The following is a 20,124-nucleotide window of genomic DNA, read 5'->3' as shown; positions in this document are numbered from 1 at the left end:
TACACCTACTCTTTTTCTATTATTTTACATTCCCACCAATTTGTTTTTCTTTTGCATTCGCATCATAGACGATAATACTTCTTGCTTTACTCTTTATCGTTTCTTTTTTTTCATCAAATTGCTTAAAATAACTAGCAGCTTCTGCATCACCTTCAACAGCGATCATTGCTGGTTTTTCCTGTACAACATGAACAGAAAAGTCACGTTTTGAAGCAGGATCTTTAAAATCTGCATTACTGTTATATGCTTTTTCAAATTCTTTTTCTGCTACTTCTCGGTCAACTGCTATCTCTTCCTCTGCACGGAGAGTACCTACTTTTACAGCCTTAGATAGAGCTATCTCGCCCCCTCTTTCTAAAGACGATTTATTATCAGTATGCGTTGTATCCCCAATCACCATATCCGTAACAAAGAAAAGGCATCCAACAAATAATAGCAACGTACTTGCAGCTACAATAAATTTTTGCATTTTTTATCATCCCTTCTTAATTTTCGGTCTTTCGGAAACGAAATCCACTTAATATAGATCTTTTCTTCTGGTTCAGCAATTCGTTTGGTAGTAATAACTCTGCTATCTTCTTCATTATTCCTTCTAACTCTCTATAATAGTTACGACTTGATAGTAACGTACTACTATTCAACTGTGCTTCAAATATATCCTCAATCCCATAAGGTGGTATAGCTGCTAATAACTTCTGTCCTAAACATTCTTTCACTACCTCGTGTTTTAACAATGATGATGAAAATTTATTCCCAATTACTTTTGTTTTCTCTAATGCTAAGTAGGAAACTAACTTTCTTTCTTTTTGCGTAAGAGGGTGTGCTATCTTTAACATTTGATGAAGATCTGGCTCCGCTACAAAGAATATGTAATCAGCCATTTCGCATATCTCATGGTATAAATCTTTGTCCCAATCATTCCCTGCATCAATAATAGAAATAGGTGCTTCTTGGTTCCCCAATAAGACCTTAATAAAATGGTCAAAGTCCTGCTCTGTTTCATTTTTTAATTCTTGGTCTACAATAGGATTCTTTACGATAAAGTTTATTTTTCCTTGCTTCCACTTTGGAATCGATAATATATCGGATTCCTTCTGTAACATCTCTTTATAGCGCTGTAACATGAACTCGCTGCGATAATTTTCTGGTGCTTCTGTGTAGCCCTTTAATAGTGGATACGTATATCCCTCATCGTATAGATTCTCTATATAGTTCACATCAATCTGTAGTTCATTCAAATAGGCAGCTAGGAGATGTGAAACAAAAGTAGCTCCACTTCTCCTATTCATACTGGCCACAACAATTGTTTTCCTTGGAATTGCTATACCAATCTGCTTCTCATATACAGGTTCAAACGATAATTTATATTGCTTTTTAATTATTGGTGCTTTTACAGTTTCCTCTTGTACAGACTTACGTTTTTGTTTGTTTTTAAATATTTTTGACTTAGAGGAAGGTTCATCATTGCTTCCTTCCTCTAAGTCACTTGGCACTTCCTCTTCTTCCTCAGCAGGAATGTCCGGTAATTTCGTTTGTTGCGGTGCCTGACTTGCTCCAACAATCTCGGCTACATTCTTAATATCCGACTCCTGTAGCAACTGCGGGATGACTTTATTATCAATATCAATTCTACGAGAGTTGAAAATGTCATAGATACCTAGATAAATCAGTTTCGCCAAAAACTCATCATCATTTTCACGTTCTGTAAAAACTACAATACGAATATCTCGATTAAAACGTATATCCCTTAACTTCTGTAAGATAATCAATTCACGTTTATCTTCCTGTCCCGCATCAATATTTAATCGCTTATCATTAATACATAGAATATTGGGTTGTTCAGTATCTAGAATTTCATCTAGATATTTTATGTGCATCACATCACTATCAGCCACTTCAAATCCCGCGCCAACAAAATCTTCTCGTAAATATGCCGTATATACAGTATCACTGATGGCTAATACAATTTTTTTGACCATGGTAGACCTCCTTCAACTTTTAGCGTTGGATTAAAATCATGTTTTCAATTGGAATTTGCGCCTGTTGATGAATCTTCCCAAAAATCTCATTCAGAATATACTCCACTTCAACTTGTTCCAATGGTCGTGGTGCCTCAAAATCAGAATTAAGTTTTATTCGTATTTCCAGTCGATCCTGAATTTCATTTAATGGTGTATCGAGATAAAGAATTCTGTAGTATAAAACACCATCTTCAATGCTTTTTTGAATCATATCTCTTGTTTGATGAATAAATGTTACCTCTGCAAGCTCAACGAAAGGATTGTCTATCGTTACTCCGCTATTCCAAGTTAGATTCCAAATCTCACAATGTTCTTCCGCATGCACAACAACTCCATTTACTGAAGGCGTAATTGCAAAAAGACGATCTACAGGAACTTTTGTTAAAGTAGTGGTATCCCCATTTACTAGTTCAAATCCTTTTTCCAATCGTTCGTGTTCAAACGCACATTCAGCGCCAGCAAATGCAATTTCGCAAAATACTTGTTCTAGTAATGGACGAATCCCCTCAAATGTTCGTATTGCAAATACACTAAATTCCTGTGTTTCATCTGTTCGAATGATTTCATATAATTCAAACTCAGATGCATTTACTAAAGCAAAAGGAATATCTTTAATAAGATTCGAATCAGTATATAGCTCCTCTGGAATGTGGGTTTCAGGATGATGTACAAACTCAAGGCATAGTTGATATCCTTTTAAAAATGCATTCTTGGCTGCTGCTGGGAATAGAGTTTCAAAGCGCTTTACATTGTTCTTAAATTTCTTTTCTTCAACTTCGCTATTAAACTCCCTTTCTTGTAGGATATTAGCTTTGTTACCTAACAATAAAAAGTAATGATTAATGATACGACTAATACTTTCTTCAAACGTTGAATTATCCTCACAATACTTTGCAAATCTCTCTTTACTCATGCTTACAATTTCATTCATAGTTCTGATTTCTCCCTTTCAAATGTTATTAATACATAAAAAAAGACACACCGATGGCAGGTTATGTGCCTTCGGTGTGTCCGTTTAGCTAAAGAATGAATCTATTAATTTGTATATTTCTCTTAGTAAATTGTTGTTCATGTATAAGAATACATCTGTGAATTTTAAAAGTCAACAGTTTCAGAAAATCCTAATGATAATATATTCACTTATATTTTTCTGATTTTTTATGTATCTAATCTAAAGAAAACAATATTTCAAATAAAAATATATACAAGTATTTTATATAAATAATACAAGGATCATATATAACTAAACTCAATTATTAAATATAAAGAGAAAATACAAGTGCTTATGAATCCTTATATACCATACGTTCTTTTATAATAAACCTAATTACATATCGTAATATCCCCATTACATACAAGTAATGAATCATAAAAAACACAAATTAAGAAGCTAAATATCATATTACTAAGAATTCACAGGTTTTAATATATAGTATTAAGATAATCACAAGTATTGAATCGAATTATAAACAAAATGAATCGTATCCAAAAGCAGCATAAACTGTTTATATATTTACGTAAAAGCGCCGATAAAGACATTTCCTTAACAAAAAAACATGTCCTCAAATTAAAGAACATGCCAAATAACCCTTGCTTTTATGTGATTTTTTAACAAGGGCTGCTGCTTACTATATTTTTTAAGATTTTATGAAGTCTGGATAGGCACCATTTTGATTATAATAATTCATCATTACATCGTGTCTTTCTTCTACAGACAAGCTTTTTTTCGTAAAATCAGTCCAGGATTCTCTAAATTGTACTCGCATAAATGCAGGAATAGAGAATATTTCTTGCTCTTTCGTATAATTTTCAACCTGATCTAATGCATAAGTCATTGCGGTAATCAGTAATACGTTTTGTTTTTCCTTTGTTGGCATGTATGCAGCAATGTCCACAATTTCCTGTTTAAATGCAATCATCATATTTTCACGATCTTTCTTTCGTAATGATTGTCCCATATATTTTAAACGAGATACTGCTTCCTTTCTGCATTTCGCTACTGGCCTATGTAAATCTTTTTTATCATTCTCAATTACGCAGTTTGAAGAAAACACCACATTGAACTTTTCAATGATGACTTGTTTCACCTGTTTTCTAACACGCGCTATGCGAGAGTCGCTAGACTTCTTTTCCTTAGAATCAATTGCTGTAAATTGCACAATTGGTTTTAAAATTTCTATGTATTGTCGTACCTTCTTTGCATTACGATTCAATTTATCCTTTAAAAAACCCATTTTTCTTGTAATCTCGAACTCTTGAATCTGGTGCTTATAATGCTCCATACCAATTTTTCTCGAAAAAGTATTTATTAATTCTAATAGGAACATAATCCCTCTGTTATCACGAGCCTTTACAAGACTACTAAGTATAGTTGTTTGAATAAGATGAAATGGAATTCGGAAATATGATAGTGATATATCTGTAGTTTTTGTAGTTTCTGCAGCAGTATGGTTATACAAGGCATAATCTACAACCTCATATACAGTACGATTTCCAACAGGTGTCTCTTTTACGAGCTTACGCTCCAAGCAAACTTGAAACCCCGTATAAATTGTTGTGTAGGGAATCCCACTGTTCTTAGCAAGATCCATGATTTGAAATTCACGTGGTAGCATTCCTATATCATTACATTCAAAGTGAAGCAAGATATAAGTAGCTAAAGCTGAAGATGGTAATTCTTTTCGTTCATTTTCTAGTTTTACGATGTTCAATAATCCATCGAAAAACTTAACCCCATGTACTTTAAAGTTCTGTTGGGAAAAAGTCATTTGCGTATTCATAGTTTTCTTTTACTCCCCTCCCAAAAAACACAAAAAAGACACACCACTGGCAGGTAATGCGCCTTCGGTGTGTCCGTTTAGCAAATTTTTTATTTATCTATTTGTATATAATTCTTAAACAATTGATATTCATGTATAAGATTATCTTTATAAAATTAAAATGTCAATACATTTTCTCATTTAAGTTTTATAAGAAATAAAACCTATAATTGGTTTAATTAGAAGTTGTACCGTAGATATCTTCTTACTGTTAATAATATGCGTTTGACTTCCTATCATTTCCATTTGAACAGACTTTCCCCATAACAACCACACTTTTTTTAGCGTAACACTATCAGTATATCCAAGTTTAGGAGATTACTTGCAAAAACCTTGCAACCTTTATATACAGCCGGATTTTCAAAACTACTTAGTACATAATTAACTCACATATTAATGTTATGTAAACAATTAAAGCTCATTCCAGAGAACGCATTCACATTAACATATCAACTGACATTAACATGTAATCAAATTCCCACTGTTAAATGTTGATTTCATATCAACATTTAACAGTGGGACAAGTATACACACACATTCATTTGACAGCATTAGCAACCTTATAAGAAACCCTTCTAAATGACTAGAATTATAAATACCTATAGAACCTGCCCAGGCTTGCACCAGAGTTAAAAGCTAACAAAATATAATAAAACTTATAAACCAATACATACTTCAGTGTATTAATAACCTCTATAACAAATCTCAATTATTTTTTTGATATATTTCACCTAAATAAACACTACTTCGATGGAGCTTCAAAATTCACTCTTAACTCTGTGAAACTAAACCCTTTACAAGTAGTCCTTTTAGTTGATACAAAATTAACAATAAGTATAGCATCGTATTCAAATATCAATCTCTTGTTAATAGCATTATAGTTTCCTGTTAATGATAATGATATAGATATTCTTAAAAGTATCACTCAATAACCGGTCAACATGTTAATTTCATTCTCTTTATTCACTTTGTTATTTGCACACATAATTAATCAATTAACACCGAAAAGGTATTGATCGACTTATTTAGATGATCAAAAGGAAACATTAGTATATTTAACCTTCATATCAAAGCGTTCTATAAAATCCATCACTATATATTTATTTTATTTTCATATTAATCAAAGCGATTATTGAACATTCTATGTTGAAAGTGTCCCTTTATGGAAGACCACCATAGATACAGCAGGTGCCTATGGTTATTTTAGTTGATAAGACATTAACATTGATGGGAGGCTATTCTTATGTAACTTATTTCATATCAATGTCACATTCTATGTTAATGTCAATAGAAACCCAAGATTCGCCCCTGGATCGAATGATTTTCACCTTTATTAATAAACAAGATGTTTTATGTTAGATAAATAACGTCTTTAAGCTGTTTAAAAGCTACTAGTATTAAATTAACTATGCAAATCCAACCAAGTATCCTATACCATATTAAAATACTCGTACATTTCACATTAATGGCAGCGTAGAGTGGGAATTAACTCTTACAGTTTATTTATCTTGATTCTGATCCTATATCGCTAAGTACATTTAAATTCACCAAATAATACTAATGTAGTAGTATTATTACCTTTTTTCTAGTTTTTATACATTATAATTTAAATTCCTTAGTTTAGTATGCTTGTTTTTCCATAGTATACTTTAATTATATCCTTATAACTTATTTACAAAACACCTATATTTCCTTATCATTAATATTAAGTGACACGATTTGTTAATCTCATGGCAACTATCATTAATCTTACTAACATAAAAGATAGGTATTTCCATCGATAGAACATTACCATTTAGACACTTAGAGTTAACAGTAATATCAACAAATTAAGCGTATTCCGTGTTAACAGTTAATGTTTTGTTAACACACATTCGGTTACATGTTAATTTTATATTTCATGTCAATTACTGAATAGGTAGGGATTTGCATGATTATTATCGAAATAATGCCTAACATGTCAATTTCAGTTCACATGTTAATTACAAATCGGGTGTTTATGAGTGATTTTTAAGGAGGTAGTTACAGTGATTGACCAAAAAAACGAATCACAAGACCATCAAACTAATGATGATGACATATTAAATGATACTGTTTTTGAAAAAGCATGGCGAATAACTGAATTTTCTAAACTGGTCGGACGTCATCATAATACTGTTTATAATTGGTTCAACATTCTAGAGGAAAAAGGGCTTCACGAAACTTTAAGAACCCAAAACACAAACGAAAAACTCTATAATACATTAGATCTTGAAATTGCTCTATTTATAAAACAAAAAAGAGATGAAAAATGGTCTTTAGATGCCATTATTGACCTTTTACCACACCAGTTTGATTTAAGACCAGTTTCACCAGAGAATCAAACAAATGAAGTATCTACCGAATTAAACCTTCAAGCCGCTGCAGAAATTATCGAAAAAATGGTAACTAAGCAGTTAGAAGAAAAAATAAAACATATTGAATCTCATTATGAAGAAAGGGTTAAAAATATACTAAAACAGTTACCACAACCAGAAGATGTAGAAACCATAAAATTACGCCAACGCCAAGATAGACTGGATAATTTCATTATTGAGCATAGAGCACGTCAGGAATTAAGAAAACAAGCAGAAAGCCTGTGGAATAGTAAACCTGAAGAAGAGCGTACTAGAAAAGTAGGATGGTTTAAAAAAGAGGAAGATTTGGGTAGAAAACAACTCTTCATTGAGCAGTACATACAGGATAATATTATTGATTATATAAAATCTCTTATGAATACTGTGGAATAACAAAAAAGTCTGGATCTTTATCCAGACTTTTTTGTTATTTTGTAGTACCGAACATCTTATCTGGATCTAGAAAATCCGCTAATTCATCATCTTCATTTGCTCCAGTATCTTTATTTTCTTCATCACTACCCATATCAATAAAATCTCCAAATGCAAAGCCTAAGTCGTCATCATCATCTACATTCTCTATTGTACTAATTTGAGACTTTGTGTAATGAATTTGGCTTTGTCTTTCTTTAAACTCATTAAATTCTTCAACTAAACCTTTAGATAACCTTGATGGTAATGCATCAGTTTTATAGAACGTATATACACTTCCTAAGAAATCATTCTTACTTACTAAATACCCGTTAAAAACGGTACCATTTATAGGTAGATTATTTGAAACTTCTACCTTAGCATCATCCATAAAGGAATCATCAATGTTTTTTTGCTCATCTAAGATAGCCAGCATGCCAAAATGATGTACTCTTGACGCTTCAACAGAACCATCGTTATTTTTCTTCATCAACTCAATTGGAGGATGGAATGAGCTTCCTCTTAATGACTCTTGGAACATCTCTATAATTGCATGGCTATTTTCTATCTGGTTCATATTGCGTGAAACCTTATTAATAACTAAACAGCCCGTTTTCTCAAGTAAAATACGTTTAAAGTCTTGAGAATCAAGTATTACAGATGTACCAGATCCATTGGCAGCAGTATTTAACTCATGAATAATCTCACTAATGCGTTGATTTGCATAGTCTCGTGAATTGGCAATACCTTTTTTCTCATTTTCATTTAATTCCTTAAATTCATCATAAAAGTGCTGGTTATCAGCAAATACTACAAATGCTACACCTTTTGATTTATCATTTGCTAATTTCCAAATCTCCTGTGAAAATTTATTTACTTGTCGTAATACATCTGGCCCATCTGCTCGGACAGGAAGTGTTACAACAATCCCCATTTTTATAAAGTCTTTGCGCTCAATAGCATTTTCAAAGGCGATTCTCGTAAACTTCGCTTGATTTGCTTTTATTTCAGCCATTGGGTATTGCTGTGCAACTTTTTGTAATTCTTGTCTAATTACTGGCTTATTATGAAAAGCCGAAAACTCTTCAATGGCCTTAATGATTGTAGAAGTTCCTGTTCCTCCACCAAGTCCTGCAAAAAACAAAACAAGTTCATCAGATGGTCTTACACGTTCAGTTATAAATTCTTTTAATTTTTCTTTTGCGTCATCATTTGAATCAAGAACCTTTACCGCACGCTCAGGGTTTTTACCTAAACCACCTAATTTAAGTGAAACTTGATTGCTTTTTGGTACATTTTTTAGTTCGGCTAGATCCCCATCATTACTATTTAGCGCTAAGCAGTTATATACTGCTGTTCCGTCTGTATGTTTATATTCCGCAAATTTATCTACCATTCTAGTACCAGCTTGACCAAAACCAATCATCGTCATTTTAACTGCTACTTCATTCTTCAAGAAGTTTTTTGCCATTATTTTATCTCTCCTTATTCACTTTTTTTTCTTTTCCCTAATTCAATAAGTACTTGTTGTCCTCTATAAGTTGAGATTAAAAATTTATATGGGTGCATAGTCTTTTCATAAATTAAAGACATTGATGATAATGTACTCACACTTATTTCAGCTGAACGCCTTGATATATTTGTACGTTCAACTTCTAATGAATAAGATTTTCCTTTTGTTTTCTTTACTCTCCTGTCAATAACTACATTTTCCACTATTTCATTAATGGATATGCCCCTCATATATTTGGTCTCTTGAAATTGTTTGTTTACTACGTTTCCTATGTATAGAAATACACTGTATAGTATCTCGTCTTGTTCAAGAATATCAGCAAACATGTTTACTACTTCATCTGCAAACTTGATTGTTTGATATTTTTCACTTAAAACCTCGTTCAAGTTGTCCCCCCCTTAAAGCATTGGTTAATTATTCCTAGAAACATAGTACATCATTATACGTCGTATATCAAGTCATTCTATATAAAACTTATATATAGAACTTATAAGTCTTGTAATAGAAGCAATCCGTATTTTACATAGGTTCTTATATACGATGTATATATAAAGCGTATATATGATATATCAATCTTACACTTCATGTAATTCACATTTTAACAAGGATTGATTTACTATCATGACTACATGAAATGAACATATCAAAAAATAGCTCTATTTTATTAACATAAAACTTATAAATTATCAATCCAAAACCTTGTGCATTTTATATATACACTTTGTATATACAGCGTACATTAAACACTATATATATCAATAAATTTCATTCTTATATATATCAATTTCACATCAACACTACATAGTAAGCGGTACATGTAAGTTGTATGTATAAGACTTATATGTACCACTTATATAATAATGAGGGAAAAGTTCTGTATTTTAATAATTAACATTGCACTCATCTATTTATATTGATTAAAAGATTCCATTAAGTTTCTATAAAAATTCATACTTCATTTTTCCTTCATTAACACTTTGCTTTTACAAGATTCATCTCTTGTTAGAAAAGGGATTGTTAATGCATTTCTTCACTTAACTCTGTTATTAATTCGCATAACTGTGTATGCAGTAAAAACAAGGGTGCTGCATGTGAATCCAATTTCTTATCAATTTCTTATCAATTTCAGTCATTCCTAAAAATCTATTAGGGAAGATTGTTAATTTCATATCCACAAAATTACTTGATTATTTCGTTAAACACTTTGTAGTTTAAAATGATTGAGAAGTTTACTTCGATCGTTCTGACATTTTCACTCCATTATTTTCATATGAACAAAAGACGGTATCTCAAAATTTATTATGTAGTTTTATGGTTTAGTGAATGGGGAGTCTATGAAATCTATATTAAAGTAAAGAGCCCATGGACGTATTTATACTGTGCCGTTGATTCAGAAAGAAATAACATTAATTTTCATCTAAGTAAATTGATGATTCAACACAAAAGGAAAAGCCTAAAAAAAGTTGAATCTCGCACTGAACCAGTAGTAGAAGTAGACACTCAATCACAAAAAAGAAATTAATAATCTAATAACGAGGAAAGAAAATCACTCTTTGTTATCAAAATCCTTTTTATAATTCTTGAATAATTTCAATCCATCAAAATCTTAATATTCCTATCTACGTCTTGTTAGGGCGGCATAACATCACTTTATTAGTGATTTTTCTTTTGAATGCTTGTTAGGTATCTAGCAGTACCCCGTCCTAACAAGCAGAACAATCTCGTAAATCCCATTAAATCAATAATTTTCTACAGATTTATAAAGCAAGTTATCATCCCAACTTTGGAGTACAAGAGTAGGTATCTCTAGAAGGCAAATCCTCTCATTCATTTTTTCTTGTTTTACAACCAATATTTAGATGTACTAGTATATATAAAATGATACTTATTTAGTTTTAGTTTAATTTAAGATACGAGGTGTATATAGTGTTTAAAAAAGTGTATAAATATAAACGGCCAGGTACCCAAAAATATTTTCATCTAAAAGAAGCAGACATATTTGTTTTTACAGTTTTATATTACAAAAGAGCCCTTACAACACGTCAAATCACTACGTTATATAGTGCATTTGAGGGGAGGGAATGTTCAGAAGCAAGCGTATTTACAAAACTCGACCGATACTCCCAATATGGTGCTATCCTAACTAAAAAAATAGATAAAAGGGATGACAGTATAACAAAACGCGCTTTATTTTCCTTGAAAGAGAAAATAATTGAATTCTTAAAAGAGATAGGGAAGCTCCCACCTGGCGCTTCAAAAAAAAGATATTCACGTATAAATTCACTTCACACTTTATGTTCACGTGAGGTTCTTGTTCGTACTCTACTAGCTACTACAGAGAAGACACAAAACAATGAGATATTATATAAATTAGATATCCGCTCTTATTACCTGAAGAAAAATATGAAAATTGAGGATGGCCAGTTACCGGTGATACCTGATGAACACATTTCATATCAAGATAAAAATATCTATATTGAAATGGATATGTGTAAAGAAACCAATTCTACCTTAGTTGAAAAAGTAGGGAAGTATGTAGAATATGCTCAAAAAACGAAGGACAATGTTTCAGTTATTTTTGTCATGTACGACAAATCAATGTTCCTTGCAGAAGAAGCAGAACCACCATACGTACGTATGAAGAATCTATTATTTTCTATGAGGGAGTATCACGAACTTTTAATGACAATACCTAATCTAAATATGTACGTCTGCTCACTTAAAGATGCTGGAGACCTTATTTCAGATATCATTCTTGGAAAAGATGACAACCAAAATTTCGAACAAGATATTCTTGTGCCTTTATCTCAACGTACAGTAGGAGATGCTAAGTGGCGTTATGCATTTGTTGAGAACGTACAAACATTTAAGGAACCAATAGATGGCGGTCTACGTCGAACTTATAGGAGAGACAAAGACGTTATACAAGATTTCTTCTTTATTTTTGGGAACGAAAATGATTACCGAATGATCGCTAGATTAGATGACGTCGTGTTTTCAAGAAGAGAAGGGGATGACGGTGTTCCACTTGTAGTTATCTATCCTAAACGTGAAAAGCCCAGAGATATTCTTCTGATGGACACTTATGAAAATGTACGACTGCTATCAATCCAAAATGAAAGTATCCATATAGACATGGATGAACAGATAATGGTACGTACTGCAAATAACGTTCATCCGAAAAGACGTAAACTTGTTGAGTTATATTAATCTATTATTTTTTATATAACACTATATAATTTTATTGATTTTCATTATTTAAGGTGGTAGAATAACGTTTGAACATATAATTAAAACTACAATCAAATCAGAACATATGAATTAAGGCAAGCGACACACGCTGTTTTTACAGTGGGTGTCGCTTGCCTTTTTTTATTTGGAGAAAGGTGGAAAATGAAAATGAATTTGCAATTTACAACTGCATCAACAGCCAATGGGGGAGTGCTTTCTGTGAGAGAGGCATTAGCAAATCCAGAACTAGTACTTGAACATATTACGGAAGAAGGTGCGGAGTTCAGCGTTTCACTACAAGATATTCAAATACCTGGTAAGCCTAATTATTATTGGTACGACGTATTGATTGAAACTGCAGCTGCTAAGAAAATAGAAGTGAATATTGCTGTACTTTCTCAAGAAGAATATGACAAGCTTTGTGAAAAAGCTAGTATCGACCTGTATTTAAAACAGACTGAAGATGCAGCGAAGTTCTTTCTAGAAAAATCAAAAGAGCGATTTAATCCAGAGTTACAAGATCGTTTTACATTCCGCCATAAAGCTCAGCTGTTTCTGTAAGGAATAGGTGAGCCTTTATGGATATGTTTAAGCAAAGGTTACCTTTATTTACAACTATTACACTAATTAGCGCATTTATTATTTCTTTTGGAGTCGGTTTAATAAACTATATAAAGTTACTATACTATGCATTTGAACCACCGTCTTATCCTATAGAAATTACATATGTACCACTTATCTTAATGTTCTTCTCTTTATTTCTAGGAGAATTTAGTTTTCGTTTCTACAGCCGTATTCCAGCTTTACATGTGAAAAATGGGAAGCTTTTCATTCTAATTGCTTCACACATCGCAGTTGATATCCAATTCTTATGGTTTGCAACTGCTCCTATTCACGCAAAAGTTATCCCTTATCTCATGGATAAAGCAACGCATGTTAATTTTGGTGAATATCAGGCAGTAGGACATGTATTAACGGGGAATTTCCACACATTAACCATGATATTTGTGTTTTTACCGACTGTATTTATGATCTTGTTTACTCTTTGGTATAGCGGGCATATTGTTCGTTACCGAGAAGAAATTTTAAAATGGGTACAAAAATATGAATACAAAAACCACAAGTTACAAAAATGGTTTAATAGTCAAGAACAACAAATATATCCTGATGTAGAAATTGGTCCTCATATTGAGCATAAAGAAATGGTTCGTATTAAAGGGAAAGATCGAACACTAAACGGAATCATTATTGGTCCGATTGGCTCTGGTAAAACATCTAGTTTAATCATTCCAATGATTAATCAAGATTTACACTGGATGGTACGTTTCATTAATAAGTTCGAAAATGCTTATAAAAAAAATGATTATGATACGGAAGAAGTAAAAGGGACCTTTTTAAATGGCGTTACTGTAATTGAACCTAGTAATGATTTATGTCAGAAAGTATACAAATTAGTTCAAGCACACAAAATTCCAGAAAGCTCTGTTTACTATATTGATCCAACTAATCCAGATACAAAAAACATAAACATTCTGCGTGGGCCAGTTGATAAGGTAGCAGAAGTGTTCGCGATGGTTATTCAAGGTTTATCTGAATCAAACAATGCATTCTTTGAGCAAGCACAGCGTAACCACCTTAAGCAACATATCTATTTATTAAAGCTGCACAACCCGCAAAAAGATGTAACCTTCGATGACTTGATAGAGATGTATGATGATGTAGAACGTGTCCATCGTATGCATAAACTGTTAAAAGTACAGGTGGAAAAGTTATACGATTTTGTTCAAACTGGCGCTGCTTCCCGGGATCAGAACAACGAATATAAAATTATAAAAGGGATAGACGAGTGGTTTGATAATACCATTCGAGAAAAGACAGATTCTCAAGGTGAACCAGCGGTTTATAAAAAAGGAAAATACCGCGGACACCCCATGCATTATGATAGAGAAGAAGAATATGTAAAAGGATTACGTAACATCTTAAAAGACCTTGCTTCAAACGTACTGATACGACGTGTTTTATTTGGAAAATCCGATTTTGATTTCGATGTCCACCTAGAACAAGGTGGTATTTTACTAGTGAACACGGCAAAAGGGGAATTAGCCGACCTTTCTAACGTATTAGGAAAATTTGTCTTACTTAGTATGCAGAATGCTGTATTCCGTAGAGAACCAAACTTATCACCGTACCATCATATTATTGTCGATGAATTTCCAGATTACGTTGTGCGCCCGTTTAAAGAATTCCCTGCACAATCTCGTAAATATAAAGTAATCCTGACAATTGCAAGTCAAACTCTATCTCAATTAGCTCTAGATTTCACAGAGCAGTACATGTTTACCTTGCTGGGTTCATTCCGTAACAAAATGATATTTGGGGATGTAACACCATATGATGCAAAGATTTTTTCTGACATGTTTGGCGAAAAAGAGGAATTTAAAGAATCTGAATCCGAACAAGGTATTTCTCCTATGCAAGAGAATCCCGTTAGTCGTTTAGGATCAACCTATCAAAAAACAAAAGAAGTGGTTATGTCGCCAGGGGATATTATGGCACAAGGTGCATTTATTTGCGCTGCTCGTATCGTACAAGATAATCATGTGCAGCCTGTACAACAAATCACAAGTAACTTTGTACCTAAAGAAGAGTTTGCTAGAGCGATTATTCAAGTAGACGAAAGACTAGGGCAATATTGGGAAAATGAGCGTCTCCTTCTAATCAAGGAGTCTATTAATAAAGCAAATCCAATGAAGCACGTAGATGCAAAGAATATGGAGAAAATAGAACCACTACCACCTATACAGAATGATACGATGGAGCAGAACAATTCCCTAGAAACAGACAGTGAGCAACAACATATTGTATCATTGGATGATTATAAGGATCATAAATCTGAACATGAAACAAAATTAGTCGAAGATATAGCTGTATCAAATACATTCATTGCTAGTGAACAACAGAAAAACCACAATGAGGAAGCTGAAAATGAAGCTGCTCTATATGAAGAGATTAAAAACTTCGTAATTGAAGCACAGCAAGTCTCGCCATCCCTTCTGCAAAGAAAATTTAGGATTGGCTATATGAAGACAGCACGATTAATTGAAAAGTTAGAACAAAATCTAGTTGTAAGTTCCTATACAGGAAAAGAACCTCGTAAAGTTCTAATTTCAAAAGATAGTCGTGTTCCATTACCGATTGAGAAGTCTGATATAAACTCTCCCGTTTTATTCGAAACAAATACCGGTGAGAGTATTCAGCAAGAATCAGCCATGCCAAGCGAAGACAAGGAAGCCGCGCAAGAGGAAACAAGCTTCTTTAAAGATGTCCTGTATGATGATGTGGTAGCTTTTGTGAAGGAATCCAGGACTGCCTCCATATTTGCACTGCAAGATAAATTTAATATAGGTTATACACGTGCAGCACGCTTACTAGATGCTTTACAACGTAATGGAGTCTTGCAGGATATAGAGACAGAACAAAAGTTGGAATTTGTGACACCTGCAATACAAGATACAGTAACAGAAGAAACAATTGAGGAAGTAATTAAAATGAATTCTGCCGATATAGAAGATCATCATGAAATACATATGGATGTATCAGAGCTTAACAAGGATTTATCCATTTCTATATTGGAACAAGATTGGAACTCAGATGCTTCAATTGAGACGGAGCTTTCAGTTAGAACCGAACCATTCCAAGAAGAGTCACAAGAAGAAGTAACTACAATTGAAATAGAGAAGGAATCAGAAATAAATATAGAGGAAGATCCAACACCAGTAATAGAAACAGCAGCCCTTACTGAAGAAAATAAACTTGAAGCAGATGTAGCAAAAGTTTATGAATCAATTAGTACTACTGTCTATAAAAACTTAGAAAAAAATAGGCTAGGGAATCCTAAAAATAATGAAGAGCAACGAGAGTATAGCCCTATGACCTATAAAGAACGTCAAGAACTTCTAAAAACTCAACAGAAAAATAAGTATAGTGATACGCAGCCACTGCCATATAGAAATGAACAACCTAAGAAGAATACATCTAACGTGATGAGCAAGGATTTAAACGATATATTTGATTAATATTTCCTTTCAATTAGAACGATACTTTGAAATTAATTAGAGATTTGCCAGAAAACATTTGAAGTTGAACCAAATAACACTTGCATAAATTTCCGAATACCATTATATTTTAATTAATAACTATATAAATAAACTATAACTTACGTGAAGGACACACCTTACGTACCATTCCAACGGTACAGGTGTGTCCTTTTTTACGTTCTAGGAGGAAAAATAGGATGACAGTAGAGAAAGAAACAACACACATTGTAGAAGAACTAGGAATGGCTTTTGAACAAGAACTCACGGCAGGAGACACACCAGTAGAAACAAACTTCAATCAATTTGAACGAGTACGTGAGCATGAATTAGAAGAGTTAGCTCGTATGAAACGCGAACGTATTATAGGTAAAGGCTTAATTACAGTCGTCTCTGAAAAGTTGTTCCCAACTAAAAATGGTAAATCAGAACGCATACCCGTACTTACGATGCAAATTGGTACCCATACAACTGCATACTGCCCAATTACAGAGGCAGGGATAACAATTCCTAAAAATCCTCAATGGCTAGTTGGTAGAACTAAACCTGTTATCATTGAGCATTTCCAAAAGACAGAGGAAGGGAATTTTGCCGTTGTATCAATCACAGCAGGAGAGCTCGCATTACAAAAAAGATTATATGATGAAGTAACCTCACAAGGTGGGAATAAAGTATACACAGGAACAGTTTCAGGTCATATTCCAACTGCACAAACCGTCCTGGTTGAAGTCCATGGTGTAACTATAGGCGTAAGGTACTCACATTGGTCATATTCATTTGTTCGTCCGGAGGATATTATTATAGGTGATGTTGTAGAGCTTATTATCGATAAAGTAGTAGAAAAGAACGGTCGATATGAATTTAGAGGGAATAAAAAGAAACTAGAAACAGATCCAATTGAAAAACTACTAGAGCTAAAAAAACGACGTGACCGTTTCGTAGGTAAAATTGTAGGTGTTGATGCGATTGCTGGTATCTTTGTAGAAGTTGCACCAGGTATTCAATTCAAAGGATTAAAAAGCCGCAATCTTGCCAATCCAACTGAACACGATGCAACTAACCAAACCATTGTTACATGCGAGCTGCTTAATATTGATCCGAAAAATAGAAAAGGAACTGTACGTATCTTGAATTATCCGCAGGGACAAAGTAAAAAATCTAATTCGCCAATTTACCAATTTTAATGAATGACGATGCGTACAATAGAGAATCAAATGTCTTCATATTTCCCTTCAATTCCACATTTTACAAGTGAGGATGCACAGGGACTTCAGGTATATCGAATACATAGTCTGGATAAAACCTATGTATTCCATTCCTATGACGAATTAGTTACGTTTAAGCAGCGTTTAACAGAAGAACAGCAGGTAATACTAACTTTTATTGGTATTCATACATCTGTTCGTTTTAATCATTTATTATATCTATTCAAGGATAAGTTTTCGCGTAAGAGAATTAATGATGCACTTCAAGTACTACTTTACTATCGTCTCATTGAAAAATGGCAAGTAGAGATTTTTGATATGGAAATTCTTGAGGAGGCATATACGTTATCCGATAATGGGTTTAAAATCTTAAAGTACTGGCAAGGAAATATGTTTTACTTTGCTCCAGAGCGCCTTGATAATCACGGCAAATACGTTCACCTACGTTATTGGCATGATATAGACTTACTTTGCCATTTACGCTATGCTCCGTCCTTTGTGGGGCATATTATGCATCCATCTATAAGTAAAGGGGTTTTTACCCCTCCTTTAAGTTTTGTAGTAAGCGGTGGAGAAGATCGTAAGTTTAATTTTGTTGTATACTCCACCTTATTATCAGATACAAAGGATCGATTAAAACGGATTATTGCTAGATGGAAGACTTTTGTAGAGTCAGGGAAAGATGTTATTATGCAAGACCTGGGGAATAACCCTACAATCTTAGTTATTTATGTTTCTACTGAAAAACAGGCAAAACAAATTAATAATGATTTACTACTTGATTTAATTCCTGGTAAAGTATTGCTATGTATAGGAGAAACCTTACATTCTCAAGGATTAAAACACGCTTTTTATCAGCCTCTTGCAGAAGGGGAGATGAAGCAATTAAATACAAAGTTATTCAAAACAAATTAAGCCACCCTTGCAAGCTATTGCTTTCTTTTAAAGGGTGGCTTGTTTACTTTTACAAATAGAGATGATTTGCGTGTTTTATCATTTGAAATCATCAAAAACCACGATGTTATCGGTATCGAAGATTTGCAAGTATCGAATATGCTAAAGAATCATAAGTTAGCAAAAGCAATTAGTGAGGTATCATGGTCACAGTTTCGAACCATGTTGGAATATAAAGCAAAATGGTACGGCAAACAAGTCATTATCGTATCGAAAACATTTGTTTCAAGCCAATTATGTTCTTGTTGTGGATATCAAAACAAAGACGTTAAAAATCTAAACCTACGTAAATGGGACTGCCCTTCTTGTAGTACACATCATGATAGAGATATTAACGCAAGTATCAATCTAAAGAATGAAGCAATAAAGCTTCTAACCGCAAGGACTGCGGGGATAGCCTAATTAGAGTTCGATAGAACTCTTTACTTAGGAATCCTCCATTTCTAAACGAAGTGAAAGTGGGGGTAGTTCAATGCTTTGTATTCGCTGCTTAAACTCTTTCGGTAAACAGTTATTTTCTTTTTTAAACAACTTATAAAACTGTGACATGTTTGCAATTCCAACTTCGCATCCGACATCTGTAATACTAAGGTCACTTGTTATTAATAAACTTTCAGCTTGTTTGATGCGCTTATAATTCACATAATCTAAAAAGGAAATACCCATAATTCTTTTAAAGTATTTGATGAAATAATGATAGCTTAAATTTATTAATGCACATGCTTTGGTTACGGTTATCTTTTCTCCTAAATGATCTTCTACATAATCAAGTACTGGTTTTAAACGAGCAATGTCGTCTTGTTCACTATAATTTAATATGTTATGTGTGTCGTTTCTTACTAGTAATAAAAGTAATTTCTTAATGGCAGCACTAATTGCGATTTCATATCCGTTCATTTTCATTTTTGATTCTGTAAAGATTTCGGTAATAAGAACATAAGCCTCATGTTTCACCACTTCATTTTGTTCAAAAATATAGTTTAACTCATTTAAGGATTTTGTTTGTTCTGAAAAGCAATGTAAATATTGTATAATGCTTCGGTCAAAGTGTTGTTTTAAATTTACTTGAAACACAACGTAGTGTAACGAACCTGCAGAAGGTTTATGTGACCGATGCAACTCAGATTTCCCAAAAATAAAAACATCTCCAGGGCCAAGAACAATATACTTATCTTTATTTTGTATACCTAAATATCCTTCTATAATTACTAGAAACTCAATCTCTTCATGATAATGCCAAGGGGCACTCTCAATTTGATTATTATAAGAGGTTTCCATAACAATGTCCCATACCTTTAAAAATAGTAATGGATTTTGATAAATAACCTTTTCTTCAATTGCTTCAGCAAGCTTATTACAAATTCCTTCTGACATAGACGTTTACACCTCCTTATTAGCAATATAACACCTTTATCAAAATGCGATAAGTAAGTTGCCTTATTTCTTATAGAAAAAGGCAACTTTTGATAAAAACATAACGATATATAGCATATTTTTTCAG

15 protein-coding genes are annotated in these 20,124 nt (G+C 33.0%); 8 read left to right on the top strand and 7 right to left on the bottom strand.

What is annotated here, in order from left to right; genetic code table 11:
• Positions 1-19: 19 nt before the first annotated feature.
• From MKX77_RS27955 to MKX77_RS27940, 4 genes are all read right to left on the bottom strand, one after another.
• Entirely contained in the window at positions 20-469 is a 450-nt protein-coding gene (locus MKX77_RS27955; protein ID WP_341308420.1) for a hypothetical protein, read from the bottom strand.
• A gap of 16 nt (positions 470-485) precedes the next feature.
• On the bottom strand, positions 486-1,979 hold the full coding sequence (locus tag MKX77_RS27950) for a hypothetical protein (RefSeq protein ID WP_341308419.1): 1,494 nt from the start codon (positions 1,977-1,979) through the stop codon (positions 486-488).
• Positions 1,980-1,998: 19 nt separating this feature from the next.
• On the bottom strand, positions 1,999-2,952 hold the full coding sequence (locus MKX77_RS27945; protein ID WP_341308418.1) for a hypothetical protein: 954 nt from the start codon (positions 2,950-2,952) through the stop codon (positions 1,999-2,001).
• Positions 2,953-3,658: 706 nt separating this feature from the next.
• On the bottom strand, positions 3,659-4,801 hold the full coding sequence (locus tag MKX77_RS27940) for a hypothetical protein (protein WP_341308417.1): 1,143 nt from the start codon (positions 4,799-4,801) through the stop codon (positions 3,659-3,661).
• Between the two features lie 2,066 nt (positions 4,802-6,867).
• On the opposite strand from MKX77_RS27940, the gene MKX77_RS27935 reads away from it, so the two are divergent.
• Positions 6,868-7,608: a MerR family transcriptional regulator gene (locus MKX77_RS27935; RefSeq protein ID WP_341308416.1), complete on the top strand. Its 741-nt coding sequence runs from the start codon at positions 6,868-6,870 to the stop codon at positions 7,606-7,608.
• A 34-nt stretch (positions 7,609-7,642) separates the two neighbouring features.
• Here the strand turns inward: MKX77_RS27935 and MKX77_RS27930 are convergent, their stop codons facing one another.
• Complete coding sequence (locus tag MKX77_RS27930; protein ID WP_341308415.1) at positions 7,643-9,097, bottom strand: cell division protein FtsZ; 1,455 nt, start codon at positions 9,095-9,097, stop codon at positions 7,643-7,645.
• A gap of 14 nt (positions 9,098-9,111) precedes the next feature.
• Positions 9,112-9,525 carry a hypothetical protein gene (locus tag MKX77_RS27925; RefSeq protein WP_341308414.1) on the bottom strand — a complete coding sequence of 138 codons (414 nt, stop codon included), beginning with the start codon at positions 9,523-9,525 and terminating at the stop codon, positions 9,112-9,114.
• 953 nt (positions 9,526-10,478) lie between these two features.
• On the opposite strand from MKX77_RS27925, the gene MKX77_RS30775 reads away from it, so the two are divergent.
• The 7 genes from MKX77_RS30775 (at position 10,479) to MKX77_RS27890 (ending at position 19,025) form a co-directional block, all read left to right on the top strand.
• Positions 10,479-10,661 carry a hypothetical protein gene (locus MKX77_RS30775; protein WP_445819133.1) on the top strand — a complete coding sequence of 61 codons (183 nt, stop codon included), beginning with the start codon at positions 10,479-10,481 and terminating at the stop codon, positions 10,659-10,661.
• Between the two features lie 404 nt (positions 10,662-11,065).
• Positions 11,066-12,349: a replication-relaxation family protein gene (locus tag MKX77_RS27915; protein WP_341308413.1), complete on the top strand. Its 1,284-nt coding sequence runs from the start codon at positions 11,066-11,068 to the stop codon at positions 12,347-12,349.
• A gap of 189 nt (positions 12,350-12,538) precedes the next feature.
• Positions 12,539-12,931: a hypothetical protein gene (locus MKX77_RS27910; RefSeq protein WP_098778748.1), complete on the top strand. Its 393-nt coding sequence runs from the start codon at positions 12,539-12,541 to the stop codon at positions 12,929-12,931.
• 17 nt (positions 12,932-12,948) lie between these two features.
• A complete protein-coding gene (locus tag MKX77_RS27905; protein WP_341308412.1) occupies positions 12,949-16,446 on the top strand; it encodes a DNA translocase FtsK in 3,498 nt (1,165 codons plus the stop codon).
• A gap of 218 nt (positions 16,447-16,664) precedes the next feature.
• Positions 16,665-17,648 (top strand): RNA-binding protein, encoded by a 984-nt coding sequence (locus tag MKX77_RS27900; RefSeq protein WP_341308411.1) that lies wholly within the window; start codon positions 16,665-16,667, stop codon positions 17,646-17,648.
• Positions 17,649-17,651: 3 nt separating this feature from the next.
• On the top strand, positions 17,652-18,584 hold the full coding sequence (locus MKX77_RS27895; protein ID WP_341308410.1) for a hypothetical protein: 933 nt from the start codon (positions 17,652-17,654) through the stop codon (positions 18,582-18,584).
• 39 nt (positions 18,585-18,623) lie between these two features.
• A complete protein-coding gene (locus MKX77_RS27890) occupies positions 18,624-19,025 on the top strand; it encodes an RNA-guided endonuclease TnpB family protein (RefSeq protein ID WP_341308409.1) in 402 nt (133 codons plus the stop codon).
• A 24-nt stretch (positions 19,026-19,049) separates the two neighbouring features.
• Here MKX77_RS27890 and MKX77_RS27885 read toward each other — a convergent pair whose 3' ends face one another.
• Positions 19,050-19,997, bottom strand: coding sequence for an AraC family transcriptional regulator (locus MKX77_RS27885; RefSeq protein WP_341308408.1), 948 nt, complete (start codon positions 19,995-19,997; stop codon positions 19,050-19,052).
• Positions 19,998-20,124 lie beyond the last annotated feature (127 nt).

The sequence above is a fragment of the Bacillus sp. FSL R9-9410 genome (assembly GCF_038050385.1).
GTDB classification, from domain to species: domain Bacteria; phylum Bacillota; class Bacilli; order Bacillales; family Bacillaceae_G; genus Bacillus_A; species Bacillus_A cereus_U.
Note: the sequence above shows the minus strand (reverse complement) of the source record. Positions and strands in the feature narration are given on the sequence as shown.

What these genes read in the sequence shown, in the direction of transcription:
- MKX77_RS27930 (WP_341308415.1), bottom strand. Translation starts at nt 9,097, where the DNA reads ATGGCAAAAAACTTCTTGAAGAATGAAGTAGCAGTTAAAATGACGATG.
- MKX77_RS27900 (WP_341308411.1), top strand. Translation starts at nt 16,665, where the DNA reads ATGACAGTAGAGAAAGAAACAACACACATTGTAGAAGAACTAGGAATG.
- MKX77_RS27945 (WP_341308418.1), bottom strand. Translation starts at nt 2,952, where the DNA reads ATGAATGAAATTGTAAGCATGAGTAAAGAGAGATTTGCAAAGTATTGT.
- MKX77_RS27885 (WP_341308408.1), bottom strand. Translation starts at nt 19,997, where the DNA reads ATGTCAGAAGGAATTTGTAATAAGCTTGCTGAAGCAATTGAAGAAAAG.
- MKX77_RS27895 (WP_341308410.1), top strand. Translation starts at nt 17,652, where the DNA reads ATGACGATGCGTACAATAGAGAATCAAATGTCTTCATATTTCCCTTCA.
- MKX77_RS27950 (WP_341308419.1), bottom strand. Translation starts at nt 1,979, where the DNA reads ATGGTCAAAAAAATTGTATTAGCCATCAGTGATACTGTATATACGGCA.
- MKX77_RS27940 (WP_341308417.1), bottom strand. Translation starts at nt 4,801, where the DNA reads ATGAATACGCAAATGACTTTTTCCCAACAGAACTTTAAAGTACATGGG.
- MKX77_RS27910 (WP_098778748.1), top strand. Translation starts at nt 12,539, where the DNA reads ATGAATTTGCAATTTACAACTGCATCAACAGCCAATGGGGGAGTGCTT.
- MKX77_RS27905 (WP_341308412.1), top strand. Translation starts at nt 12,949, where the DNA reads ATGGATATGTTTAAGCAAAGGTTACCTTTATTTACAACTATTACACTA.
- MKX77_RS27955 (WP_341308420.1), bottom strand. Translation starts at nt 469, where the DNA reads ATGCAAAAATTTATTGTAGCTGCAAGTACGTTGCTATTATTTGTTGGA.